Source organism: Rubneribacter badeniensis, assembly GCF_002899695.1.
GTDB classification, from domain to species: domain Bacteria; phylum Actinomycetota; class Coriobacteriia; order Coriobacteriales; family Eggerthellaceae; genus Rubneribacter; species Rubneribacter badeniensis.
This window is the reverse complement of sequence record NZ_PPEL01000058.1, coordinates 1-21,216: the sequence shown is the minus strand read 5'-3', so window position 1 is coordinate 21,216 and position 21,216 is coordinate 1. Positions and strand designations below refer to the sequence as shown.

19 protein-coding genes are annotated in these 21,216 nt (G+C 65.3%); 16 read left to right on the top strand and 3 right to left on the bottom strand.

Going from position 1 to position 21,216, the window contains the following annotated elements:
• The 7 genes from C2L80_RS09355 to recN form a co-directional block, all read left to right on the top strand.
• Window positions 1–775 (top strand): leucine-rich repeat domain-containing protein (locus C2L80_RS09355; protein ID WP_239938865.1); only part of this gene is annotated, 775 nt, incomplete at its 5' end.
• Between the two features lie 209 nt (window positions 776–984).
• Window positions 985–1,632 carry a TetR/AcrR family transcriptional regulator gene (locus tag C2L80_RS09350; RefSeq protein ID WP_103263083.1) on the top strand — a complete coding sequence of 216 codons (648 nt, stop codon included), beginning with the start codon at window positions 985–987 and terminating at the stop codon, window positions 1,630–1,632.
• A gap of 93 nt (window positions 1,633–1,725) precedes the next feature.
• A complete protein-coding gene (locus tag C2L80_RS09345; protein ID WP_087195776.1) occupies window positions 1,726–4,500 on the top strand; it encodes a molybdopterin-dependent oxidoreductase in 2,775 nt (924 codons plus the stop codon).
• Window positions 4,501–4,510: 10 nt separating this feature from the next.
• On the top strand, window positions 4,511–5,134 hold the full coding sequence (locus C2L80_RS09340) for a 4Fe-4S dicluster domain-containing protein (protein WP_103263082.1): 624 nt from the start codon (window positions 4,511–4,513) through the stop codon (window positions 5,132–5,134).
• A gap of 10 nt (window positions 5,135–5,144) precedes the next feature.
• The gene (nrfD, locus tag C2L80_RS09335) at window positions 5,145–6,323 is read left to right on the top strand and encodes an NrfD/PsrC family molybdoenzyme membrane anchor subunit (protein ID WP_103263081.1); all 1,179 of its coding nucleotides are present in this window, start codon (window positions 5,145–5,147) and stop codon (window positions 6,321–6,323) included.
• A gap of 38 nt (window positions 6,324–6,361) precedes the next feature.
• The gene (locus tag C2L80_RS09330; protein WP_129589933.1) at window positions 6,362–6,991 is read left to right on the top strand and encodes a TorD/DmsD family molecular chaperone; all 630 of its coding nucleotides are present in this window, start codon (window positions 6,362–6,364) and stop codon (window positions 6,989–6,991) included.
• Window positions 6,992–7,743: 752 nt separating this feature from the next.
• On the top strand, window positions 7,744–9,426 hold the full coding sequence (gene recN / locus C2L80_RS09325; RefSeq protein WP_087195772.1) for a DNA repair protein RecN: 1,683 nt from the start codon (window positions 7,744–7,746) through the stop codon (window positions 9,424–9,426).
• A gap of 29 nt (window positions 9,427–9,455) precedes the next feature.
• On the opposite strand, the gene C2L80_RS09320 is transcribed toward recN, so the two are convergent.
• The gene (locus C2L80_RS09320) at window positions 9,456–10,037 is read right to left on the bottom strand and encodes a TetR/AcrR family transcriptional regulator (protein ID WP_092196519.1); all 582 of its coding nucleotides are present in this window, start codon (window positions 10,035–10,037) and stop codon (window positions 9,456–9,458) included.
• A 181-nt stretch (window positions 10,038–10,218) separates the two neighbouring features.
• Here C2L80_RS09320 and C2L80_RS09315 point away from each other — a divergent pair, with 181 nt between their 5' ends.
• The 7 genes from C2L80_RS09315 to C2L80_RS09285 all read left to right on the top strand — a co-directional run bounded on the left by C2L80_RS09315 (window position 10,219) and on the right by C2L80_RS09285 (window position 17,337).
• Window positions 10,219–11,775 carry an MDR family MFS transporter gene (locus C2L80_RS09315; RefSeq protein ID WP_092196522.1) on the top strand — a complete coding sequence of 519 codons (1,557 nt, stop codon included), beginning with the start codon at window positions 10,219–10,221 and terminating at the stop codon, window positions 11,773–11,775.
• Between the two features lie 319 nt (window positions 11,776–12,094).
• Window positions 12,095–12,439 carry a nucleotidyltransferase domain-containing protein gene (locus C2L80_RS09310; RefSeq protein WP_087195769.1) on the top strand — a complete coding sequence of 115 codons (345 nt, stop codon included), beginning with the start codon at window positions 12,095–12,097 and terminating at the stop codon, window positions 12,437–12,439.
• A complete protein-coding gene (locus C2L80_RS09305) occupies window positions 12,432–12,914 on the top strand; it encodes a HEPN domain-containing protein (protein WP_092196774.1) in 483 nt (160 codons plus the stop codon). The genes C2L80_RS09310 and C2L80_RS09305 overlap by 8 nt, the downstream gene beginning before the upstream one ends.
• A gap of 646 nt (window positions 12,915–13,560) precedes the next feature.
• Window positions 13,561–14,289, top strand: a complete 729-nt coding sequence (locus C2L80_RS09300) for a hypothetical protein (RefSeq protein WP_239938863.1) — start codon at window positions 13,561–13,563, stop codon at window positions 14,287–14,289.
• Between the two features lie 299 nt (window positions 14,290–14,588).
• Window positions 14,589–15,428: an energy-coupling factor ABC transporter ATP-binding protein gene (locus tag C2L80_RS09295; protein WP_103263080.1), complete on the top strand. Its 840-nt coding sequence runs from the start codon at window positions 14,589–14,591 to the stop codon at window positions 15,426–15,428.
• Window positions 15,425–16,546, top strand: coding sequence for an energy-coupling factor ABC transporter ATP-binding protein (locus C2L80_RS09290; RefSeq protein WP_092196781.1), 1,122 nt, complete (start codon window positions 15,425–15,427; stop codon window positions 16,544–16,546). The genes C2L80_RS09295 and C2L80_RS09290 overlap by 4 nt, the downstream gene beginning before the upstream one ends.
• 20 nt (window positions 16,547–16,566) lie before the next feature.
• Entirely contained in the window at window positions 16,567–17,337 is a 771-nt protein-coding gene (locus tag C2L80_RS09285) for an energy-coupling factor transporter transmembrane component T family protein (protein ID WP_103263079.1), read from the top strand.
• Here the strand turns inward: C2L80_RS09285 and aac(6') are convergent.
• Window positions 17,334–17,780 carry an aminoglycoside 6'-N-acetyltransferase gene (aac(6'), locus tag C2L80_RS09280; RefSeq protein WP_087195764.1) on the bottom strand — a complete coding sequence of 149 codons (447 nt, stop codon included), beginning with the start codon at window positions 17,778–17,780 and terminating at the stop codon, window positions 17,334–17,336. The two genes, C2L80_RS09285 and aac(6'), sit on opposite strands and share 4 nt — an antisense overlap.
• 309 nt (window positions 17,781–18,089) lie before the next feature.
• Between aac(6') and C2L80_RS09275 the strand changes: the two genes are divergently transcribed.
• Window positions 18,090–19,253, top strand: a complete 1,164-nt coding sequence (locus C2L80_RS09275) for an ATP-binding protein (protein ID WP_204600572.1) — start codon at window positions 18,090–18,092, stop codon at window positions 19,251–19,253.
• An 80-nt stretch (window positions 19,254–19,333) separates the two neighbouring features.
• Entirely contained in the window at window positions 19,334–20,173 is an 840-nt protein-coding gene (locus tag C2L80_RS09270; RefSeq protein WP_087195794.1) for a deoxyribonuclease IV, read from the top strand.
• 183 nt (window positions 20,174–20,356) lie between these two features.
• Here C2L80_RS09270 and C2L80_RS09265 read toward each other — a convergent pair.
• A partial coding sequence (locus C2L80_RS09265; protein WP_338049467.1) for a C39 family peptidase occupies window positions 20,357–21,216 on the bottom strand: 860 nt, incomplete at its 5' end.

Below are 21,216 nucleotides of genomic sequence, written 5' to 3'. Positions count from 1 at the left end.
GCCCGGGAAGGCGGCCGCGCACGCCGCCCAGGCGACGGGTGGCGCGGGGGACGAGGCGCTTGCGCTGCCGCACTCGGTGGAGGGCCGCCCGCTTGCGCGCATCGGCGTGCGCGCGCTGCCGTGGGCCCCTGCGTCGCTGGTGGTGCCGGACACCTTGCGCACCGTCGAACGCGACAACGCGTGCCGCGGGACGAAGCACCTGGTGCTGCCCGAGGGTCTCGAGGTCGTCGACGCGCACTGCTTCTGCTCGCGCATCCTCGAAGGGCCCGTGTGCGTGCCGGCCAGCGTGCGCTCTGTCGGCGAGGGCTGCTTCGAGTACGCCGTGTGCCGGCTCGCGCGCACGGGGACGATCGTCCACGTGTCGGCCGACCAGCTGCTGACGTGCTTTCTGGACGATCCCGCCGACGGCGTCCCCTTCGACTTCGCGCGCTACGACGCGCTGCTGCTCTCGGGCAAGAGCCTGCCGGACCGCCTGGGCGCGCTGCTGCACCGCCTTTCCGCGCCGTATCGCTTGGACGGCGAGGTGCGCGCGGCGCTCGTGGCGCGGCTGCGCGATCAGGAGCGCGCGGCGCAGGAGCGCGTTGCGCGCGAGGGCGATGCGGGGATGGTGCGGGCGCTTGTGGAGGCGGGCTTCATCGACGAGCGCACCTTCGATGGGCAGATCGAGCTTTTGCGCGCGTGCAACCGCACCGATTGCGTGGCCTACCTCATGGAATGGCATCGCGGCCAAGGCGGCGGGAAGGCGCGGCCGTCGCGCGAGCGCTTCGCGCTGTAGCGGCGACGGGCGGCGCGACGCTTCGGCCGTGTGCGAGCCTCATCAGGCGGGGGAATTTATATCCGATAAACCCTAGACAAAGAAGGTCTCGTGCTCTATATTGAGTTCGCACTTAAAATTAAGTTAGAACTTAATATAGAGTTCGCACTTGCCTCGCCGTTGAATGCGAGGCGGTAGTCGCCGGTTGATGCTAGAGGAGGCGAAGCAAATTGCCGAAGAAGCGTTATGCGTGCAGCTCGAAAACGAGGAAGCGCATCTACGAGGCGGCGACGAAGCTGTTCACCGAGAACGGCTACCAAGCGGTCACGCTCTCCGATATTGCCAAGGCGGCTGACGTCTCCACCGGTACCCTGTATCGCTATTTTCCCTCTAAGGGCGACTTTCTCGTCTACATCGGCAGGGATTCCGTCGAGCGTCTCGAGCAGTTCGCCCAGAAGCTTCCTTCGGACATGCCTGTATTCGATGCCGTGCTGGCCGTTCTTCTCGAGGACATAGCGGGTACGAAGGGCATTTTTTTCACATCGATCAAATCCGACGCCGAAGGTCTGCAATTCCAAGCGAGCGATGTCCGTCTCGCGTACTCATCCGAGATATACTCGAGCAAGAATCATCTCGACTTCGAAATTGAGACGCGAAGGAGGCTGGTCGGCATCTACTCGTCGATTCTTGCGGAGGCTCAGAAACGCGGCGAACTCGACGCTGGCCTCGATGTCGATATCGCTGCGCAGATTATCGTGGCTATTTTCTTCCAAGAACTCGACAAGGGGATGTACAACTACGACTACCCTTACGAACCCGAATTTAGGGGAAAGCTGAGGTTTCTCCTCGGCGACAGTCTGCTTGTTTCCATCGCCTGATCGTATAGCGAGGAAGGAGACGGGGGAGATCGGGCGTGGGCGCGATTTCGTCTAATCGCGCATGTTGTTTCTGGTATATCGAAGGAGGTAGAAATGTCGTTCAACACCACGAAGGTTTCGAGGCGCGCGTTCGTCAAGGGCGCTGGCGCTGTTGCCGCTGCCGCGGCTTTCAGCGGCTCTTTGGCTTGCAAGCCTGTCGAGGCCTTCGCAGAAACCGTCGGCAACGCCGCCGACGCCGGCACCCAGGGTGAGGTGTACGGTCACTGCCGCATGTGCATGCTCTGCGGCTCCTGCAGCTTCGTCGCGACCATGAAGGATGGCGTGGTCGTCAACATCGAGGGCGACCCCGATCGCGCGAACAACGCCGGCACCCTTTGCCCGCGCGGCAAGAGCGCCATCATGAACGTGTACAACCCCAACCGCATCAAGGCGCCCATGAAGCGCACCAATCCGGAGAAGGGCATGGAGATCGACCCAGGCTGGGTGGAGATCAGCTGGGACGAGGCGCTCGACATCGCGGCCGAGAAGATTCGCGAGTGCTATGACACCGACATCCGCAAGCTCGTCCAGATGTACAGCTTCGCGCCGTATGAGAGCGGGCATGCGACCCTCGGCATCGGCCTGTGGGCCCACGCTCTTGGCACGCCGAACTCCAGCTCCACGAAGGGCCAGATGTGCGCCATCCACTACGGTGGCTGCTATACGCTCTCGGCCTTCCCCACAGTGAACTATGACGGTAAGTACAACGACTACCTGGTCATCCTCGGAAAGTCGGTGGGCTACGACTCTGGACTTGCCGGCGGCGATGCGCGAACCTTTGTCGAGAACCTGCGCCGCGGTGCCAAGTACATCACCGTTGGCCCCCGTGCCTCGATGGAGGCCACGCGCGGCGAGTGGGTGTCTGCGCGCCTTGGCAGCGACCTATCGCTTGTGTACGCGTGGATGCACTGTATGCTCTACGAGATAGAGAACGGCTTCGACGAGCTCTTCGTCAAGAACCGCACCAACTCCCCGTATCTCATCGACGCGAACGGCGACTACGTCCGGGGAGAGGGCGGCAAGCCGATGATCTGGGATGCGACGTCCAACTCCGCCAAGACTTGGGACGATGCAACTCTGGGAGATCCGGCTCTGTTCGGTAATTATGAAGTAAGCGGCGAGGCTTGTCAGCCTGCATTCCAGGCGTTCAAAGAATCCCTCAAGAACTTCACACCTGAGTGGGCCGAGGCGTACAGCACCGTTCCGGCAGCCAAGATCCGAGAGATCGCCAACGGCCTTGTCGAGCACGCCCAGTTCGGCGCCACGGTCGAGATTGATGGACAGACATTGCCGCTGCGCCCCGCCGCCGTCATCATCGGTCGCGGCGTCACCAACCAGGAGGACGGAACGCTCTGCGACATCTACAGCCGCGTGCTCAACATGCTGCTTGGCAACATCGGCTATCCGGGCGGCATCATCTCCAACATGTACTGCAACTACCTGGTCAACGATGTCGACGGCACCACCGAGCCGTACTTCGAGGCCAAAACCTGCACGAGCTTCAACTGGCCGCCGCAGGGCCTCGACTACGCCGACGTGTTTCCGCATCGCCATTCCACCAATACGCTCATGATGCGCACCATGTGCGATCCCGAGTACTACGGCTTTGATTACAAGCCCTCCGTGGTGGTGTCCTGCGGTTCCAACCCCATCACGGTGACTGCCGATCCTGAAGTGGCCGAGCAGGCTATGAAGAGCGTCGACTACGTCATCTACCAAGGGTGTTACCACATGGACGAGATGGCAATGTTGTCCGATCTGCTGCTGCCCGAGCATGCCTCGCTCGAGACGCACACCTGCCATCTGTTCCCTGGCAACGAGGGGTCTGCCACCAACTCCGACCCCAATTTTCCGGCCTCCAACCGCGGCGTCGTGGTGCGCAAGGGCATGAAGCCGCTCTACAACACCATGGACGGCAACGATCAGCTCATCGAGATATTCGACCGTATGGGCCTCATCGACTTGTGGAATACCACCGCCAACGAGAACGGCTGCATCGGCTACGCGGCGCTCACCGGCTTCGGCCAGGTTCCCCCGGCGGCAGTGCAGTTCGAGAATCCCGATATCAAGCTGGAGATGGGGCGCAAGTACACGGCCGAGGAGATGTTCGACACCTGCCTCAAGTCGGCCTTTGGCGAAGACAAGGGCCTCGATCATCTCGACGAGGTCAAGATGATGCCCTATCACGGTTTCTACGGCGCCGACGTGTACCCGTCCTATCGCAACCAGGACGTGCGCTTTACCGTGTACCTCGAGGCGCAGAAGCGTTCCGGCGACTTCCTCATCCCGAAGATGCAGGAGGTGCAGGATTCCGGTTTCGACTTGGAGGAGCGCATCAAGTACCCCATCGCCGAGTTGCGCCGTCGATACACCCCGCTGCCGTACTGGCCTGAGCACCGCCAGATCGACAACCAGCCCGAGGAGTTCGATTTGTTCGCCTGCAACTACCGTACCCCGTTCTACATGTTTCGTCTCGCGAACATGGATCAGGACCCTATTCGCCGCGATTACTCCGAGCGCTACCAGCCCGACAGCAACGCCGTTTTGATCAACGCGGCTACGGCTGCGGAGAAGGGTCTGAAGGAAGGCGATCAGATGTTGGTCGAATCCCCGTTCGGTTCGACGAAGGGCAAGGCGCATCTGACCGAGACCATTCGCCCCGACACCGTCGCCATCTGCGGCGCACGCGGTCGCAAGACATCTTGGATGGGCAAGGAGCTGCTTGAGGATACCAACATGAACGACCTCATGAGCGGCGACTTCGGCTACATCGACCCGATTCACGGCGGCGTCATCGACACCGTTCGCGTGAAGGTTTCCAGGGCTTAGGGGGAGAGACATGACTCACTACGGAATGCTCATTGACGTCGGCACCTGCGCCGGATGCAATGCCTGCACCATGGCATGCAAGTATCAGAACGCCACGCCCCACGGCACCTATTGGTGCAAGGTCCTCTCGGGCGAGCGTGGCACGTACCCCAACGCGGTTCAGACGGTGCTGCCCATGAGTTGTCAGCATTGCTCGAACGCCCCTTGCGTGCGCGTTTGCCCCACAGGTGCCAGCCATTACGATGAAAACGGCAACGTGCAGGTGGACTACGGCAAGTGCATCGGCTGCCGCATGTGCATGGGCGCCTGCCCTTACGATGCCCGCTCCTTCAACTGGTTCGACTCCGCTGAGCACCCCTACTACGAGGGATTCGAGCAGACTCCCTACGAGCAGATGCGCGCTGCCGAGCATCCTGTCGGCGTCGTGGAGAAGTGCGTGATGTGCCACGGTCGCACGGAGGAGGGCAAGGAACCCGCGTGCGTTCAGACCTGCATCACCAAGTCGCGCTGGTTCGGCGACCTGGACGATCCCACGAGCGAGCTGTGCAAAAAGATCGAAGAGATGGGCGCCAGGCCGCTCAAGCCTGAGCTGGGCACGAAGCCGAGTGTCTACTACGCCGGCCTGGTCGATTAAGGAGCAACATATGAAAACCATTGCTAAGACGGCCTCCGGGCTGCGGAGGTACCCTCTCTGGCTCTATGCTGTGCTGGCGGTCATCACTCTCGTCGGCATCGGCGCTTGGGTCTATCAGCTAATGAACGGGCACCATGTGACGGATATGTCTAACGCGACCTACTGGGGCATCAACATCACCATGTTCATGTTCTTCGTGGGGCTGTCGGCCGGCGGCCTCATCGTCGCGAGTTCGGCGCACGTGTTCAACATCGAAAGCTTCAAGAAAGTGGCGCTGCCCGCAGTCATCACTTCGACGGTGTGCATCTGCTTAGCGGCCGGCTATATCCTCGTTGACCTCGGCAGCATCGAGCGCATCTTCCAGATGATTATCACGCCCAACCTCGTGTCGCCCCTTGTGTGGGACATGACGGTGATCGCGTTGTACCTCGTTATCAACATCCTTGACATCGTCTGGATCGTCAAGGGCGACGAGCGCAAAGTGGCCGTCCTCTCCCGCGTTGCGTTGCCCGTGGCCGTTCTCGTCCACTCTGTCACTGCTTGGATATTCAGTCTGCAGATCGGCCACATGTGGTATTCGGCCATCATGGCTCCCATCTTCGTGGTGAGTGCGCTCGACTCAGGCATGGCTCTTTTGCTGCTCGTCCTGATCGCGCTCAAAGCGCGCGGCATGTTCTCCTTCAGCGACGCGCTCATGAAAAGCCTGGCGGGTCTACTTGCCGTATTCGTCGCCATCGATGCCTATCTCATCGGATGCGAGCTTTTGACCATGGCGTATCCCGGTGGGCACGAGGCGGCGGCCTTCACGGTGCTGACAACCGGCGCGACTGCCCCGTTCTTCTGGTTCGAGGTGATTGGCGGTCTTGCCATCCCGTTCCTTATCCTCGTTTTCTCTGGGAATCGTGGGAACAAGGTGCTTGTGGCCGTCTCTAGCGTGCTCATTGTCCTCGGCGTGCTCTGCAAGCGCATTTGGCTGCTGTTCACGGCTTTCATTTCCCCCTATGCCGAGCCGTCTCCCATGGTGCCGGACTACCAAATGGCGCAGTGTACTTTCTCGCCGACCGGTTTCGGTGCGTTCTACGCGCCTACGCCGCCCGAGTACCTCATTCTGTTTGGCGTTATCGCCCTCGGCGCGCTTGGCTTCATGGTGCTCACAGGGCTGCTCAGCAAGCCGAAGGACAGTGAGTAGACGGGATTTCTCCCGTGTTTGGCGGGGAAGGCGGGCAAGTGCCGCAGACAGGAGGTTGTTTTTCAATGGATGCGAATCGCGGGATCGAGCTTGAACAGAGAATCGTGCTGGTCGATCTTCTCAGCTCGCTGTTTCTAACGCTGCCAGACGAGGCGCTGCTTGAGAGTTTGCTCACCCTGGAGTGGGGCGAGAGCGACAGTGCCGGCAGTAACGAGATTGCCGCCTACATCGAGGAGCGTCGTGATGCCGATCGCGAAGAATTGCTCTTGGAGTTGGGTCGCGACCGAGCGCGTCTCATGCGTGGCGCCAACAACGAGGGTATGCGTTCGGCCTACGAGTCGCTGTACAGTGCGACCGCGGCCAACGAGTCCATTGGCAGCCTCAACCGCTTCTACGCCGATGCCGGATTTGCGCTTGCCGAGGGCGTTCACGATACGGTGGATCAGATCGGCGTCGAGATGGCTTTTTGTTCGGTGCTTATGAAGCGCGAGTCAGAGGCGCTTCGCCAAGGCGACGAGGCTAAGGCCGATGAGTGGCGCGAGGTGCGCATGTGCTTCATGGCGCAGCATCTCGGCCGGTGGGTTCACAACTATGTTGCGGACATGCGCACGTTCGCTCTCACGGGCTTCTACCGCGGCGTGGCTTTGCTCATCGACGAAGCCTTCTAGTCTGCCGCTCCTCACCCTCCCCTCTGCCGGCCGCAGGTTTCTCTTCGCCTGCGGCCGGTTCTGTGCGGCCTGATGCGGTGCACGGACTACGCAGAGGGTGCTTCTTCCTGAAGATCGCTGAGTCGTTCTCGTGGCGTGGTTGCTGTGACAGCCTTGCGAAGCGGCCGACGGTGGATACATGCTAGACGAACCGCAAGGAGCGCTTGTCCCTCACGGCTCTAAGAGACGCCTCGGTGGTTTGGGTTTAGTGATCGTGCTCCTTTCCCTATGGATGGGGAGCGCGTCTCTTATCACCGGGTGCGGCTCGATGATGAGAGAACCAAACTTCAAGAGCGGGATCGCCAGCGCAACGAGCTCCGAAACGGTGATGTCTTCGCTCGGGCCACAGTGGCGACTTCCAGTGAGCGCGCGTCATGCGATCGAGTGCGCTTTGCGCGTATGGACTCAGCGCAAAGCGGCACATTAAGTGCCGTTTTCCATTCATCTAGAATAATGGGAGAGAGGGTCATGCTGTTGTGCGGTTCCTGCTCGCCGGTATAACGAGGCGATCTACGTCCGGATGGCGCGACGTCATGAAACGCCGTCTCGTTCTTGTGCGGATTCAGCGCCGTTCGAACGTCGACGCCGTGGGGGCCCCGATGTCTTTCCGACGCTAATCCAACGCGAGTTCGGCGCGAAGCGGACGCTGCCGATCATTGCGCGCGATGCTATACTGAACAGTTCAAGTTTGGGCTAGCATGAAGAGGTGCGCGATGATCGACGAGATCCAAGTTGAGAACCTCGCCCTGATCCGTGAGGCCGCGCTCGAGCCGGCGCGCGGCCTCACGGTGCTCACGGGCGAGACGGGCGCGGGCAAGACCGCGCTGCTCTCGGCGTTGAAGCTGCTCATGGGCGAGCGCGCCGACAAGGGGGCCGTCCGCGACGGCGAGGAGGCGCTGTCGGTGGCGGGAAGGTTCTACGGCGTCGCCTGCGCCGAAGACCCCGAAACCGATCCCCCTTCGGCTGAGAGCGGCCTTGGCGACCTCCGGGAGGTCGTGGCCGTTCGCCGCGTGACGGCCGATGGGCGCTCGCGCGTGTCCCTCGATGGTCGCATGGCCAGCGTTGGAGAGCTTGTGCGCACCGTGGCGCCCACCATCGATCTGTGCGGCCAGCACGAGCACCAGCAGCTTATGGAGGCGTCCCGGCACGTGCGCATGCTCGACGCGTGGGCGGGCGAGGCGGTGGCGCGGGTGCGCGCCGTCTACGAGGACGCGTTCGCAACGGCGAGCGCGGCCGCGGCCGAGCTGGCGCGGGTGCGCGAGGCGGGCGAGGCATCCTCGGCCAAGCTCGACGAGGCGCGCTTCGTGCTGCAGCGCATCGACGCGGTGGATCCGCGCGAGGGCGAGTACGACGAGCTGGCAGCCGAGCTGGCGCGCGTGGAGCACGCCGAAGCGCTCGCGGTCGCGGCGAACGCCGCGCACGAGGCGCTTGCGGGCGAGCAGGGTGCGCTCGACGCGCTCGGCAGCGCCATCTCGGCGCTCGACGGCGCGGCGCGCTACGATGCGAAGCTCGGCGAGTTCGCCGAATCGCTGCGCGAGGCGGGCTACGTGCTGGAGGACATGGCGCGCGAGACGCGTGACTATCGCGAGGGCGTGGAGTTCGACCCGGAGGCGCTTGCCCGGCAGCAGGAGCGCATGGCTTCGCTGCAGGGGCTTGTGCGCGCGTACGGCCCGCGCATGGCCGACGTGCTCGAACGCCGTGCGGAGGCGGCCGAGCTCGTGTCGCTCGTGGACGACGCCGCCGAGCGCGAGCGCGCGGCGCGGCAAAAGCTCGATCAGGCCGAGGAGGCGCTTGCGCAGGCGGCGTCCGTGTTGGCTGAAGCGCGCGCCGAGGCCGCGCCGCGCTTCGCCGAAGCCGTGTGCGCGCAGATGGGCCGCCTGGAAATGGGCGGCGCGCAGCTCGTGTGCGACCTTGCGCCGCTCGAGCGCGGCCAATGGACGAAGGCGGGGCCGCAGACGGTGGAGTTCCTGTTTCGCCCCGGAGCCGGGATGCGGGCGCGCCCGCTTTCGCGCATCGCGTCGGGCGGCGAGGTCAGCCGCGTCATGCTGGCGGTGAAGGTGGTGCTCGGCGAGGTTGACGAGGTGGACACGCTCGTGTTCGACGAGGTGGACGCCGGCGTGGGCGGCTCGACCGCCGTCGCCCTGGCCGACGTGCTGGCCGACCTCGCGCGCACGCACCAGGTGATCGTCGTGACGCACCTCGCGCAGGTGGCCGTGCGCGGCGAGGCGCACTACGTGGTGCGCAAGGCCGAGGGCGAGGGCGGCATGCCCGAGACGGACCTGCGCCGCCTGGCCGAGAAGGAGCGCCCCGCCGAGATCGCCCGCATGCTCTCCGGCGACGCCACCGAGGCCTCGCTTGCCCACGCGCGCGAGATGCTGGCGCGGTCGCGGGGGTAGCGCGGCGGGATCGTTCGCGCGGCGGGCGGCTAGCACGTCGCCGTTGCTTGCGGCTCGTCTGCGTCGAAACGCCTGACGGAGTACTCCTTCAGGGCGATGAGGAGATGGGCGGCCGCTTCGGCCGCCCTCTCTTTGTCGCTGTCGATGTAGCGGGCCATCGTGGCGAAGAAACCGCCGATCACGAACGTGAGCAGGATCTCGCCCTGCGCGTCGTCCTCGGGCGGGAACGCGGCGCGCAGCCGTTCGTCCATGCGGGCGGTGAGGCGGTCGAGGAAGATGGGCATGAGGTCGTTGGGGGCGAGCGCGTCCGTCCGGCTGCGCAGCAGGTCGAAGTCGTCCATGAAGCACCGAACGAAGCGGGCGGGGTCGGCGAAGAACGCCTCCAGGTAATCCATGCCGTCCACGATGTCCTCTGCCGTCTGCCGCGCGTAGGCCGCGGCGAGGTCGTACACGTCGCGGTAGTGCAGGTAGAACGTGGCCTTGTTGATGTCGGCCGCCTTCGCCAGCGCCGTCACCGATATCTTGTCGAGCGGGCGGGCGGCCAGCTCCTCCTTGAACGCCGCCATCAGGTTGCGCTCGGTGCGCTGCCAGCGCAGGTCGTTCTTCGCCATTCCTCCATCCTTTTCTCGACGGTTCGCGCGGATGCGTCGCATATCAGACGGATTCGCGGAATCTGTCGGTTGCGCGCCCCTCTACGCCTCCCTAGACTACCCCTTTAATCGATGATCGTCAATTATCAGACGAACGGCGAAGAAGGGGCGCCCGCAGGCGCCGCGAGGGAAAGGAGCTTTCATGGCCGCGGCAAAAACCGCTCACCACCTGGACAGACGCAGCATTATCTTCGTGTTCGCGGGGCTGATGACCTCCATGTTCGTGGGGTCGCTCGACCAGACCATCGTGTCCACCGCGCTGCCCACCATCGTGGGCGAGCTGGGCGGGGTGGATCACATGCTGTGGGTGACCACGGCCTACCTTCTGTGCAGCACGGTGACGATGCCCCTCTACGGCAAGCTGGGCGACCTGTTCGGACGCAAGCACCTGTTCTGCGCGTGCCTTGTGTTCTTCGTGACAGGGTCGGTGGTGTGCGGGCTGGCCGGCTCCATGTGGGGCCTTATTGCCGGGCGCGCCATCCAAGGCTTGGGCGGCGGCGGGCAGATGATCCTGTCGCAGGCGATCGTGGCCGACATCTTCCCGCCGCGCGAACGTGGCAAGTATCTGGGCATCATGGGCGCGGCGTTCGGCGTGAGCGCGGTGCTGGGGCCGCTTCTGGGCGGCTGGTTCACCGAAGGGCTCACGTGGCGCTGGTGCTTCTGGATCAACGTGCCGCTGGGGTTGGCGGCGCTGGCGGCCGCTGCGGTGTTCCTGCCGCATCGCGACCATGGGAAGCACCCCGTGCGCTCGCTCGACCTTGCGGGCGCGGCCGCGATGGTGGTCGCCGCCACGTGCCTCATCCTCGTGATATCGTGGGGCGGCGGCACGTACGCGTGGGATTCCCCGGTTATCGTGGGGCTTGCCGTGGCGGGCGTCGCGGCTGCGGTGGCGTTCGTGCTGGCGGAGCGTCGCGCGGCCGACCCGCTCATCCCGCTTTCGTTCTTCAAGAACCGCACGTACCTCATCTGCACGGCGGCGGGGCTGCTCATCATGGTGGGCATGATGGGGGCCATCTCGTATCTGCCCACGTACTTCCAGATCGTGAGCGGGCTGGGGGCCACGGCGGCGGGCTACATGACCATCCCCATGATGGCGGGCATGATGCTGACGTCCACGGCGGCGGGATTCATCGCGAGCCGCACGGGGCGGGTGAAGTGGATGCCGCTTGCCAGCTGCGCGGTGGCCGCGGCGGTGTTCGCGCTGCTGTCGGGCATCGCAGTGGATACGTCGCTTGTGGAGATGGGCGTGCTGCTGTTCGCGTTGGGCTTCGGCATCGGGCTGGGGCAACAGATGCTCGTGCTGATGGTGCAGAACGAGTTTCCCGTGTCGGTGGTGGGCACGGCCACGGCGTCGAACAACTTCTTCCGCGAGATAGGGGCCACGGTGGGCGCGAGCTTGGTGGGTTCGCTGTTCACGGCGAACCTGAGCGCGCGGCTCGGCGAAGCGGCCGCAGGGTTGGGCGACACGGCGGCGGGGCTGGACGCGAACGCGCTCACCCCGTCTGTCGTCCATGCTATGGAGCCCGCGCTGCAGCAGGCGATTCAACAGGCGTACCACGACGCGCTCACCCCGGTGTTCCTCGTCATCGCTCCTTTGTTCGTCGCCGGGTTCGTGCTGCTGTTGTTCTTGAAGGAGCGCCCGCTGGCCGTCACGCAGGAGGAAGCGGGGGAGGCGCGAGAGCAGGCCGCGCGAGCGTAGGGCGGCGGCGTGCGGGCGCAGGGTCACGGGGGACGGGCGCATGTGGCGAGGGGGCCGTACGTGGCGTGGGGTGGGGCGATGCCGTACCGATGCGTGGGCACGGGACGCAGTCGACCGCGCGTTGCTCCAGCGGATGCGGGTGCGACGTGCGAGGGGCTTTACGGAAAGGGGCATGGGCGAGCTGATTGAGGGCTTGTAGCCGAAGACGTGCTTATGTGGTCCGCATCGAAGCGCGCGGCGCTGCGAATGCGGGTGCTCGAGCGCGCTATAATAGGGCGGTGGATGTTTCGGCGCCGGGCAACGGGATTGGAGGCAAGCTGTGGCCGCTACTGCGAACTTCTCGAAAATCAATCTGCCGAACGATCTTCTGAACCGTATCGTGGAAAGCGTCACCAACGCCGTCCCGACTGATTCCATCTACGTCTTCGGCTCCTACGCCCGCGGCGAGGAGACGCCGGAAAGCGACGTGGATATCTACGTGGTCACGAACGATGACGAGAAGCGGCCGATTGCCTATGGAGCCGACGTGCGCGCGTCGCTGATGTGGATGCCGCTGTCGCGGGACGTGATCGCAGCGCCCCGCCCCCTGTTCGAGGAGCGCAGCGGGGACTTCTGGAAGGTTGAGGCTCGCGTGGCCGAAGAGGGGGTGAAGATCTATGGGTGAGCAGTACCGGGGCTTTCTGTACGCGGCGTATAAGGACAAGCTCACGGTGGAGGCGCTTCTGCCCGATGCGGAGACGCACAGCGAGTCGATCGCGTTCCACTCCCAGCAGATGGCCGAGAAGGTGATGAAGGAGGTCTTCGTCCAAAACGCCGTCGTGCCGCCGAAGACGCACGCGGTGGACGATCTCCTCGCCGCGGCGTCCGAGAAGGGGTGGGTAAAGGCCAGTTCGGAGGCCGTGCAGGCCGCGCATAGTCTCTCCATGCATGCCGTCGTCGCACGGTATGCCGAGTGTCCCGACATCACCAGGGGAGAGGCGCTACAGGCAGTTGCGCATGCGAATGTGATCGCCGATATGGTAGGCGCTTCGGGCTACGATGTCGTTCGCATCGAAAGCGATATCCACCTACTTCGCCAAGAGGGAGATGCTTCGAAGCCCGATTCCGATTCCGACCCCAAAGGCTCTTGCGGCGTGTGAAAATTTTTCTTGACAACCTTCCGCTCCTTTATGCTAAAGTACGCGTCACAACTTCATACCTTGAAACCGATGAGGCGAAAGTCAAGCCGTCATGAGCACTCACAGAGAGCGGGCGCAGCTGGGATTCCCGTAGGAAGCTGGGCGGTAAATGGTTCGCCGAGGGAAAGGGGAAAGGGACGCCGAAGCGGCGCGGAAGCGCGGCAGAGGCCGACCGAGTATCTGGACCGTGAGCCCGCGTTAGAGGCAGAGCATGTGTTGGCATGTTCGTGAGAGGGTTCTGCGCACGCAGGGCCAATAAAGGTGGCACCGCAGGTCAAAAGCCTGTCCTTTATCGTAAAGGACAGGCTTTTTTGTTTGCCGGCCCTCCGGGGCCGGCAAACAAGCCGGGTGAGCCGTTCGGTAGAACAGCCCGCCCGCCGACGCTGCGGCTTTCCGTGGCACCCGATCTCGCGGCGATGCCGGAGGCTCGCGCACCGAAGTGCGCGACGCCTCCGCCATCGTCGCGCGGTGGGTGCTAAGGAAGCCCCGCCAGCTTTGTTGGACCCGCGCATCTCCGATCCTCATCCCGAGTTCGTGCCGGCAGAAAGGGAAAGTCCGGGGACGGACGACGACCGGCGGGGAACCCGCCAAGAAAGGAATGAGGATCATGGCAGAGAAGATCGAGGTCAAGGCTGCGGTGGAGGCGGCGAATGCAGCGGGCGTTTCGTGTACGGCGAACGTGGCGAACGCGACGAGCACGGCGGGCGTGCCCCGTGCGGTAGGTGCCTCTCGCACGACGGTCGCGCCTCGCACGGTTGGTGTCCCGCGCCAAACCGCTCCCCGCACGGTGGCCGCCCCCGCGCGGCGCGAGGGGCTTTCCACCCGCGACATCATCCTCGTGGCCGTTCTGCTGGCGGCCGGCGCGGTGCTGAAGCTCACTGTGGGGTCGCTCCTGTCGTCGATGGGCATGAAGCCTAACTTCATCATCGCGATGTACTGCCTCGCCATCATCATCGTGCGGCCTACGGTGGCGCAGTCGCTTGTCATCGGGCTTCTGGCCGGGCTCGTGTGCCAAGTGCCGATGCTCAACGCCACGCCGCTTCTGAACATCCCCTCCGAGCTTCTAGGCGCGCTGGCGTGCGGCCTGCTCATCAAGGTGCCGATGCGCATCGGCGGCAAGCTCGACCTCAACCCGCTCGTGAACACGTTCGTCTCCACGCTCGTCTCCGGAGGCGTGTTCGCGTTTCTGTCCGTGTACATCAACGTGATGTCCACCGGCGGCGACCTCATGGTGGCGCTTGCCGCCTACGCCGCCATCGTGCTGGGCACCGCCACCTTCAACGCCGTTCTGGTGCAGGTGCTGGCGATGCCGCTAAAGAAGGTGCTGAAGCGCTAGCGGAGCCGTGCCGTTTCGCCGAGCGACGGGCGCCCTCGCCGACGTCGTGCGGCACGCAGATTCCACCGAGGGTGCAAGCGAGGGCGAGGTGTCGGCTGCGGGTTCTGCCGGGGGCGCGGACGCAGACGGAGTGCCGACGTCGTGCGGCACGCAGATCCCGCTGAGGTTGCAGACACCCCTCGCCGGCACCATACGGCACGCGGGTCCTGCCGAGGGTGCGGACGGGGTGCCGGTGCCAGCGCCCCACCGAAAGACGGCGCTCTTGCTGATGTTGCCAGCAGTTTTCGAGAGGAGCTTTCATGATACGGATCACCGATTTCTCGTTCCGCTACCGGGAGGGGGCGGTCCCGGCGGTGAGCGGGGCGAACCTCTCCATCGGGCGCGGGGAGTTCGTGGGCGTCACCGGGGCGGCCGGGTCGGGCAAGTCGACGCTCACCTACGCGCTGAACGGCATCGTGCCGCACTGCTATCCGGGCGACTTCTACGGCAGCGTGGAGGTGGACGGGATGGACACGTGCGAAGCGGCGCTCACCGACGTGTCGCGCGTGGTGGGCAGCGTGTGCCAGGACGTGGAGAGCCAGTTCGTGACGTCGGTGGTGGAAGACGAGGTGCTCTACGGGCTGGAGAACTTCGCCGTGCCGCGCGGCGAGATCGAAAGCCGCCTGACCCGGGCGCTGGCCGACATGGGCATAGCGGACCTGCGGGAGCGCGCCATCGCGTCGCTGTCGGGCGGGCAGAAGCAGAAGGTGGCCATCGCGTCGGTCTTGGCGCTGCGGCCTCAGGCGCTCGTGCTGGACGAGCCCACCGCCGAGCTGGATCCCGCCAGCTCGCAGAACGTGTTCGACCTGCTGGCGCGCTACGCCCGGCAGCACGGCACCGCCGTCGTGGTGGTGGAGCAGAAGATCGCGCTGCTGGCGCGCTACGCCGACACGCTCGTCATCATGGAGGAGGGGCGTATCCGCTTCGCTGACGCTCCGGCGGCGGTGCTGGCGCACGACGGGGAGCTGGCGCGCATCGGCGTGAGCTGCCCGCGCGCCACCGCGCTCGTGAACCGACTGCGCGCGGCGGGCGTGTGCGGCGGGCGCACGGCGCGCACGGTGCGCGAGGCGTGCGATGTGGTGAAGGAGGCAGCGGCATGATCGAGTTCAGGGACGTGCGTGCCTCCTACGAGCGTTCGCTGCCCATCCTGAAGGGCGTGAGCTTCACCATCGGCGACGGGGAGTTCGTCGCGTTCGTGGGAACGAACGGCGCGGGCAAGTCCACGGCGATGCGCCTGATGAACGGCCTGTTGAAGCCCGATGCGGGGGAGGTTGTCATCGACGGCGCGCCCACGACCGCACTCAAGACGAGCGAGCTGGCGCGGCGCGTGGGCTTCCTCTTCCAGAACCCCGACCGGCAGATCTGCTGCCCCACCGTGCGCGAGGAGCTGCTGTTCGGCTTCAAGGCGCTCGGGATCGCGGACGCGAACGCCGAGGCGCGCGTGGACGCGATCATCGGGGAGTTCGGCTTCGCGCCCGACGACGACCCGTTTCTTCTGAACCGCGGCGCGCGCCAGCTTCTGGCGCTGGCCTCCGTGGCGGTGCTGGAACCGCCCGTGCTGGTGCTGGACGAGCCCACCACGGGGCTGGATTTCCGCGAGTGCGAGAAGGTGATGGGCATCGTCCGCGGCATCCATAAGCGCGGCGCCACCGTCGTCATGGTGTGCCACGACATGGAGGTGGTGGCCGACTACGCGAAGCGCTGCATCGTGATGAGCGACGGGAAGGTGGCGGCCGACGGCCCCGTGTTCGAGGTGCTGCGCGACCGCGCCGTGCTTGAGCGCGCCTCGCTCGTGCCGCCGCAGATCGTGGACATCTCGCTTACGCTGGCGGCGGAAAGCCCCCGGCTGGCGGGGACGGCCGTGGCGCGGGCGAACACGGTGGACGAGATGGCGGCGGCCGTCGCGGCGGTTGTTGGGAGTTCGGACGCGGGTGCGGCTGGGGGTGTGGCCGGGGATGTGGCCGGAGACGCGGGCGGGGCTGGCGCCGCGGTGGCGGTCGTGGGCGAGATTGCGACCGCGGGCGAGGATGCGGACGGGGCCATGGCCGCAGGTGAAGTCGGGGCCTCGGTCGCGGACGGGGTTGAAGGTGCGGTTTCGGACGGGATTGCGAATGCGCCCGGGGGCGTGGCCGGTGTCGCGGAGGCGGGCGAGGTCGAGGGTGCGGTCAGGACCGCGGTCGCAGGTTCGTGTGACGGGCGACCCGCGCACGTCGCGTGAGCGGAAAAAGGGAGGCTTTCATGAGCGCGTTTCTCGAATATGTTCCCGGCGACAGCCTGCTGCATCGCCTGAACCCGGTCGCCAAGCTGGGCGCGGCGGCCCTGTTCGCCGTCGCGTGCTTCTGCTCGGGCAGCTTCGTGTTCTTGGCGGTGCTGCTGGCGGCGGGGTTTGCGCTGGCGGCATCGTGCGGCATGGTGCGCCAAACGTTCGGGCTGGCGCGGGCCGTGCTGGCGTTCTCGCTGATCTTGGCGGTGGTGCAGCTGCTCACCACGCCTGCGGGCGCGCAGCTCGTGCCGTTGCCGTGGGGCTTTATCGGCACGGGCAGCCTGTTGGCGGCGCTCACCACCGTCGTGCGCCTCGTGGCGGCAGCCATCCCGCTGTTCCTCGTGTTCTACGTGACGAAGCTGAACGATCTCACGAACGCCGCGGTGAAGGTGCTGCATGTGCCGTACCGCTACGCTTTCGCATTCACGTCCACCGTGCGCTTCATCCCTGTGTTCATGAACGACATGAAGGGCATCATGGAGGCCCAGACGGCGCGCGGCGTGCAGTTCGACACGGGCGGCGTGGTGAAGAAGGCGCGGCTCATGGTGCCGTTGTGCGTGCCGCTTCTGGTGTCATCGGTGCGCAAGACGAACAGCGCCGCCATCGCCGCCGAGGTGCGCGGCTTCAACCTGCGCACCTCGGCCAGCGGCTACAAGGAGTATCCGCTCACGCCGCGCGACGCCGCCGCCTTGCTGGCGTGCGCGCTTCTGGTGGTCGCCGCCGTGGCGCTGGGGGTGCTGGGCTAGGGGCGCGCGAGCCGCTTGGCGAAGCAGATGATGCGGTTCGCCTCGGAGAAGCCGGCGCTCAGGTGGAAGGCCAGGCTTTTGTCGTTGTCAAGTTCGCAGTCGCTTGCGAACTCGGTGCAGCCGCATCCCGCCGCCCACCTCTCGCATGCGGCCAGCAGCGCGCGCCCGCATCCGCGTCGGCGCTGCGCCTCGTCGACGTAGATGCCCTCGAGGTATCCGACGGGGCTTGTACCCGTGCCCTCCACGTAGTCGCGGCGCAGCTGGCATTGGGCGAACCCGGTCGGCGATCCGTCATCGGCGAGCAACAGGAAGATGGCCGCGTCGCGGGCGGCGATCAGTTCGGCGATCTCGGGCTTCAGATCCTCGGGGGCGTGCGCGGGCCACAGGCGCGCGGCGAGGGACGCGACGGCTTCGAGGTCGGACGGCACAGCTTCGCGTATCATGGGGCTCGCTTTCGACGGTTCGGGCTCGATGGGTTCACGGTAGCAGAAGCGCGTTCTACCCGCAGCCGCGATTCGATGGGCAGCGGTCGGTGCCTGCCCGTCGGCTGCTGAACCCTCTCTAATGCGTCGTCTTTTGTCTGCCGTCGGTTTCGCGGTCGTCCTCGCGCCGCTTCTTGCTCGCTCCCTCTTCCATTCCTCCTTGCGTTGGCAGATGGTTGGGCGGCGCGTTGCTATAATTTGCTATAAATTGCTATAGTTTGCTATAGTTTGCTATAAAGCGCTCGACCTTACAGGGTTGATGATTGGCGCATGGTGTTCATCGATAGAGACGGGGAGGGCAGGATGCCGGACGGACAAGTGCTGCAAAACCCCTTCAAGCCTACGGCTGGGAAGATGCCCCCTGAGCTGATCGGCCGGGACGAGGTTGTGGATGAGTTCTACGAAGGTCTTTTGAACGGGCCCGGCGCGCCGGAGCGGTTGATCCGCGTGTCGGGCGTTCGCGGCACGGGAAAGACCGTCATGCTCGGCGAGTTCAAGCGCATCGCCCTTAACATGGAGCAGAAGTGGACGGTGGTGAGCGAGACTGCAAGCCCTGGCTTCTCGTCTCGCATTTTGGAGGCGCTTTCGAGGTCGCATGCGCCCGTTGACGCGACATTGCAACCGACGGCGCTCGGGGCCAGCTTGGGGAGCGTGCGGTTCGAGCGATCTTCCCTCAACTTGCGCGAGGCGATGATGCGCGCCACCGAAAAGAACCGGGGGCTGCTCATCACGCTCGATGAAGTGCAGGATGCGTCGTTCGACGAGACGAAGGCGCTCGCGATTGCCGTTCAGCACGTTATCGCTGAAGACCGGGATGTGGCGTTCGCGTTCGCGGGGCTTCCCTCCATGGTGAGCGAGATCGTCAACGGGGACACCCTCACGTTTTTGCGGAGGGCGGTTCCCGTTGAGCTTTCAATGGTGCCCATAGGCGACGTGGCCTCCTCCATCGAAGACACCATGCGCAGGATAGGGAGAATGGAGATAGACGGGCGTTTGGTGAATCGGCTGGCAACCGCGTCGGCAGGGTATCCGTTCATGGTTCAGTTGATTGGCTATCAAACGTGGCAAGCGGCCTTCAGGCGATGCGGTCGCCGGGCGGGGGCTGTTTTGCCGTGCGATGTCGAAGCGGGCATCGAGAAGGCCCGGAGCCGCTTTGACGCCATGGTCATAGAGCCGGCGCTGCAGCGCGTGGCGCCCATGGAGCTGCGGTATATGCTTGCGATGTCCCTCGACGAGGAGAAGCCGAGCAGCACCTCTGCGGTGGCGGCGCGGATGGGGAGCGATCTTGCAGGGGTGAGTTCGTATCGCGCGCGTCTTATGAAAGCCGGCCTCGTCGAATCGGCTGGTCGTGGGTTTGTCGCGTTTGCCATTCCCTACATGGATCAGTATCTTAGGAGCCGCAGGGACGAGATCGAGCAGGGTATGCTCGTTTGAGCTCTTTCGGCATGTGCGCACTGCATCGGACGGATGCTTGCGGAATGGTGCGACGGGAAGGAAAGCGGGGCAGAATGCAAATGCTCACCATCGGATGCCATCTCTCAAGCGCGAAGGGCTATCTGCGCATGGCGAAAGATGCGGCCTCCATCGGCGCGAACACGTTCCAGTTCTTCACGCGCAACCCGCGCGGCGGGCGCGCGAAGGCCATCGACCCGGCCGACGTGGCGGCGTTTCACGCGTTCGCGGCCGAGCACGGCATCTCGCGCATCCTCGCGCATGCGCCCTACACGCTGAATCCCGCGTCCGACAAAGCGCGCACCTGCGAATTCGCCCTGCAGGTGCTGGTGGAGGACCTTGCGCGCATGGAGGAGACGCCGCACCAGTTGTACAACATGCATCCCGGCTCCCACGTGGGGCAGGGCGTGGAGGCGGGTATCGAGAAGGTGGCCGCCGCGCTGAACGAGGTGCTGCGCCCCGATCAGACCACCACGCTGCTTCTGGAGACGATGGCGGGGAAGGGCTCGGAGATCGGCGGGCGCTTCGAGGAGCTGGCCGCCATCATCGAGCGGTTGGATGCCGCCGAGCGGGTGGGCGTGTGCTTGGACACGTGCCACGTATGGGACGCGGGCTACGACATTGCGGGCGACCTTAACGGCGTACTGGCGGAGTTCGACCGCGTGATCGGGCTGGACCGGCTGCGCGCCATCCACCTCAACGACAGCATGAACCCCTGCGGCGCGCGCAAGGACCGCCACGCGCGGCTGGGGGAGGGCTGCATCGGCTTCGACGCGCTGGCGGCGGTGACGAGCCATCCTCGGTTGCGCGACCTGCCGTTCTATCTGGAAACGCCGCAGGACGACCTGTCGGGCTACGCCGGCGAGATCGCTCGTCTGCGCGCCGCGCGCACGGAGGGGTAGGGAAACGCGGGGGTGCGAGGCGGGGTTGCGCGCGGATGGGTTCGCGTGGGGCTCGCGCACGAGGCGCGGTGTCGCCCGCAGCCCCGCCGCACAGGGCACCCCATGCGCGGCGGGGCTGCGGGCGCGCGGCGCCGTGAGCGCCGCGAGGAGAGGCGTAGCCCGCGGAAGGCCGTGCGCGCAGCCTCACGAGATGACCACCGCCTGGGCACCTAACTCGTAGTAGCGCTTGGCAAGCAGTCGCATGTCGCAACTCGTCTGGCCGACGAGCGAGTCGCTGACGAGCACCGTTCCGTCATCCAAGTCGTATCCGCTGAGCACGACGCAATGGCTGTTCGCATGCAGCCGGTACGTCCGGCCGTCTGTGCGCTCGACCTGATAGGGATTGCCCGGATCGGCGAGCCCAATCGTGCACCAGACGATGACAGGGCGTCCGGTCGCCACCTCTTCGAGGAGCCTGTCGAACGGGGCACCGGTGAGGTCTGCGGCTATCAATGCCGATCCCTGGGCCGCAAGGTAGGCGTTGGCCGTCTCGACGATGGCCGGGGCCATGCAGCTGTGGCCATCGGGCGCATGCGGGTCGTCCATGAACGCCGTCACGAAATCGTCGTCGCTCGTGGGAAGCCAATTGTCGGCGATCTCGGTCTTTTCCAGGTCGAATCCGAGTGCAAGCAGCGCGTTGGTCAGCGCGATCGACTCGCAGCCGGTGGGAAGCTCGGGGTTTTGCTGCAAGGCGGGGACGTCGAGGGCGATGGAGCGGTACGGTTGGGAAGCGGTCGTCTGCAAGGTGGCCACGTCCTGGGTGGCTCGCGCTTGCGCGTAGGTGGCGGCCAGCGCCGAAGGCGATGGCGAGAGCAAGAGCGCCGCTGCGCCCGCAGCCAGCATCGCCGCCGCGAGAAGGCACGGGAGCGCGACAGTCCATCGGCTGCGCCGCTTGAAGAAGGGGCGGGCGTGCTGCTTGGGCGAACGGGCCTTTTGCGCGCGCGGGGGGCGGCAGCAGGGAGGCGGCTTCTCTTCAGCCGCGGCGAGCGAGCGGGTGCTCACGG

Excerpts from the sequence above, each read along its gene's own strand:
- C2L80_RS09345 (WP_087195776.1), top strand. The coding sequence starts at position 1,726 with ATGTCGTTCAACACCACGAAGGTTTCGAGGCGCGCGTTCGTCAAGGGC.
- C2L80_RS09340 (WP_103263082.1), top strand. The coding sequence starts at position 4,511 with ATGACTCACTACGGAATGCTCATTGACGTCGGCACCTGCGCCGGATGC.
- nrfD (WP_103263081.1), top strand. The coding sequence starts at position 5,145 with ATGAAAACCATTGCTAAGACGGCCTCCGGGCTGCGGAGGTACCCTCTC.
- recN (WP_087195772.1), top strand. The coding sequence starts at position 7,744 with ATGATCGACGAGATCCAAGTTGAGAACCTCGCCCTGATCCGTGAGGCC.
- C2L80_RS09320 (WP_092196519.1), bottom strand. The coding sequence starts at position 10,037 with ATGGCGAAGAACGACCTGCGCTGGCAGCGCACCGAGCGCAACCTGATG.
- C2L80_RS09315 (WP_092196522.1), top strand. The coding sequence starts at position 10,219 with ATGGCCGCGGCAAAAACCGCTCACCACCTGGACAGACGCAGCATTATC.
- C2L80_RS09305 (WP_092196774.1), top strand. The coding sequence starts at position 12,432 with ATGGGTGAGCAGTACCGGGGCTTTCTGTACGCGGCGTATAAGGACAAG.
- C2L80_RS09300 (WP_239938863.1), top strand. The coding sequence starts at position 13,561 with ATGGCAGAGAAGATCGAGGTCAAGGCTGCGGTGGAGGCGGCGAATGCA.
- C2L80_RS09295 (WP_103263080.1), top strand. The coding sequence starts at position 14,589 with ATGATACGGATCACCGATTTCTCGTTCCGCTACCGGGAGGGGGCGGTC.
- C2L80_RS09290 (WP_092196781.1), top strand. The coding sequence starts at position 15,425 with ATGATCGAGTTCAGGGACGTGCGTGCCTCCTACGAGCGTTCGCTGCCC.
- C2L80_RS09285 (WP_103263079.1), top strand. The coding sequence starts at position 16,567 with ATGAGCGCGTTTCTCGAATATGTTCCCGGCGACAGCCTGCTGCATCGC.
- C2L80_RS09275 (WP_204600572.1), top strand. The coding sequence starts at position 18,090 with ATGGTGTTCATCGATAGAGACGGGGAGGGCAGGATGCCGGACGGACAA.
- C2L80_RS09270 (WP_087195794.1), top strand. The coding sequence starts at position 19,334 with ATGCTCACCATCGGATGCCATCTCTCAAGCGCGAAGGGCTATCTGCGC.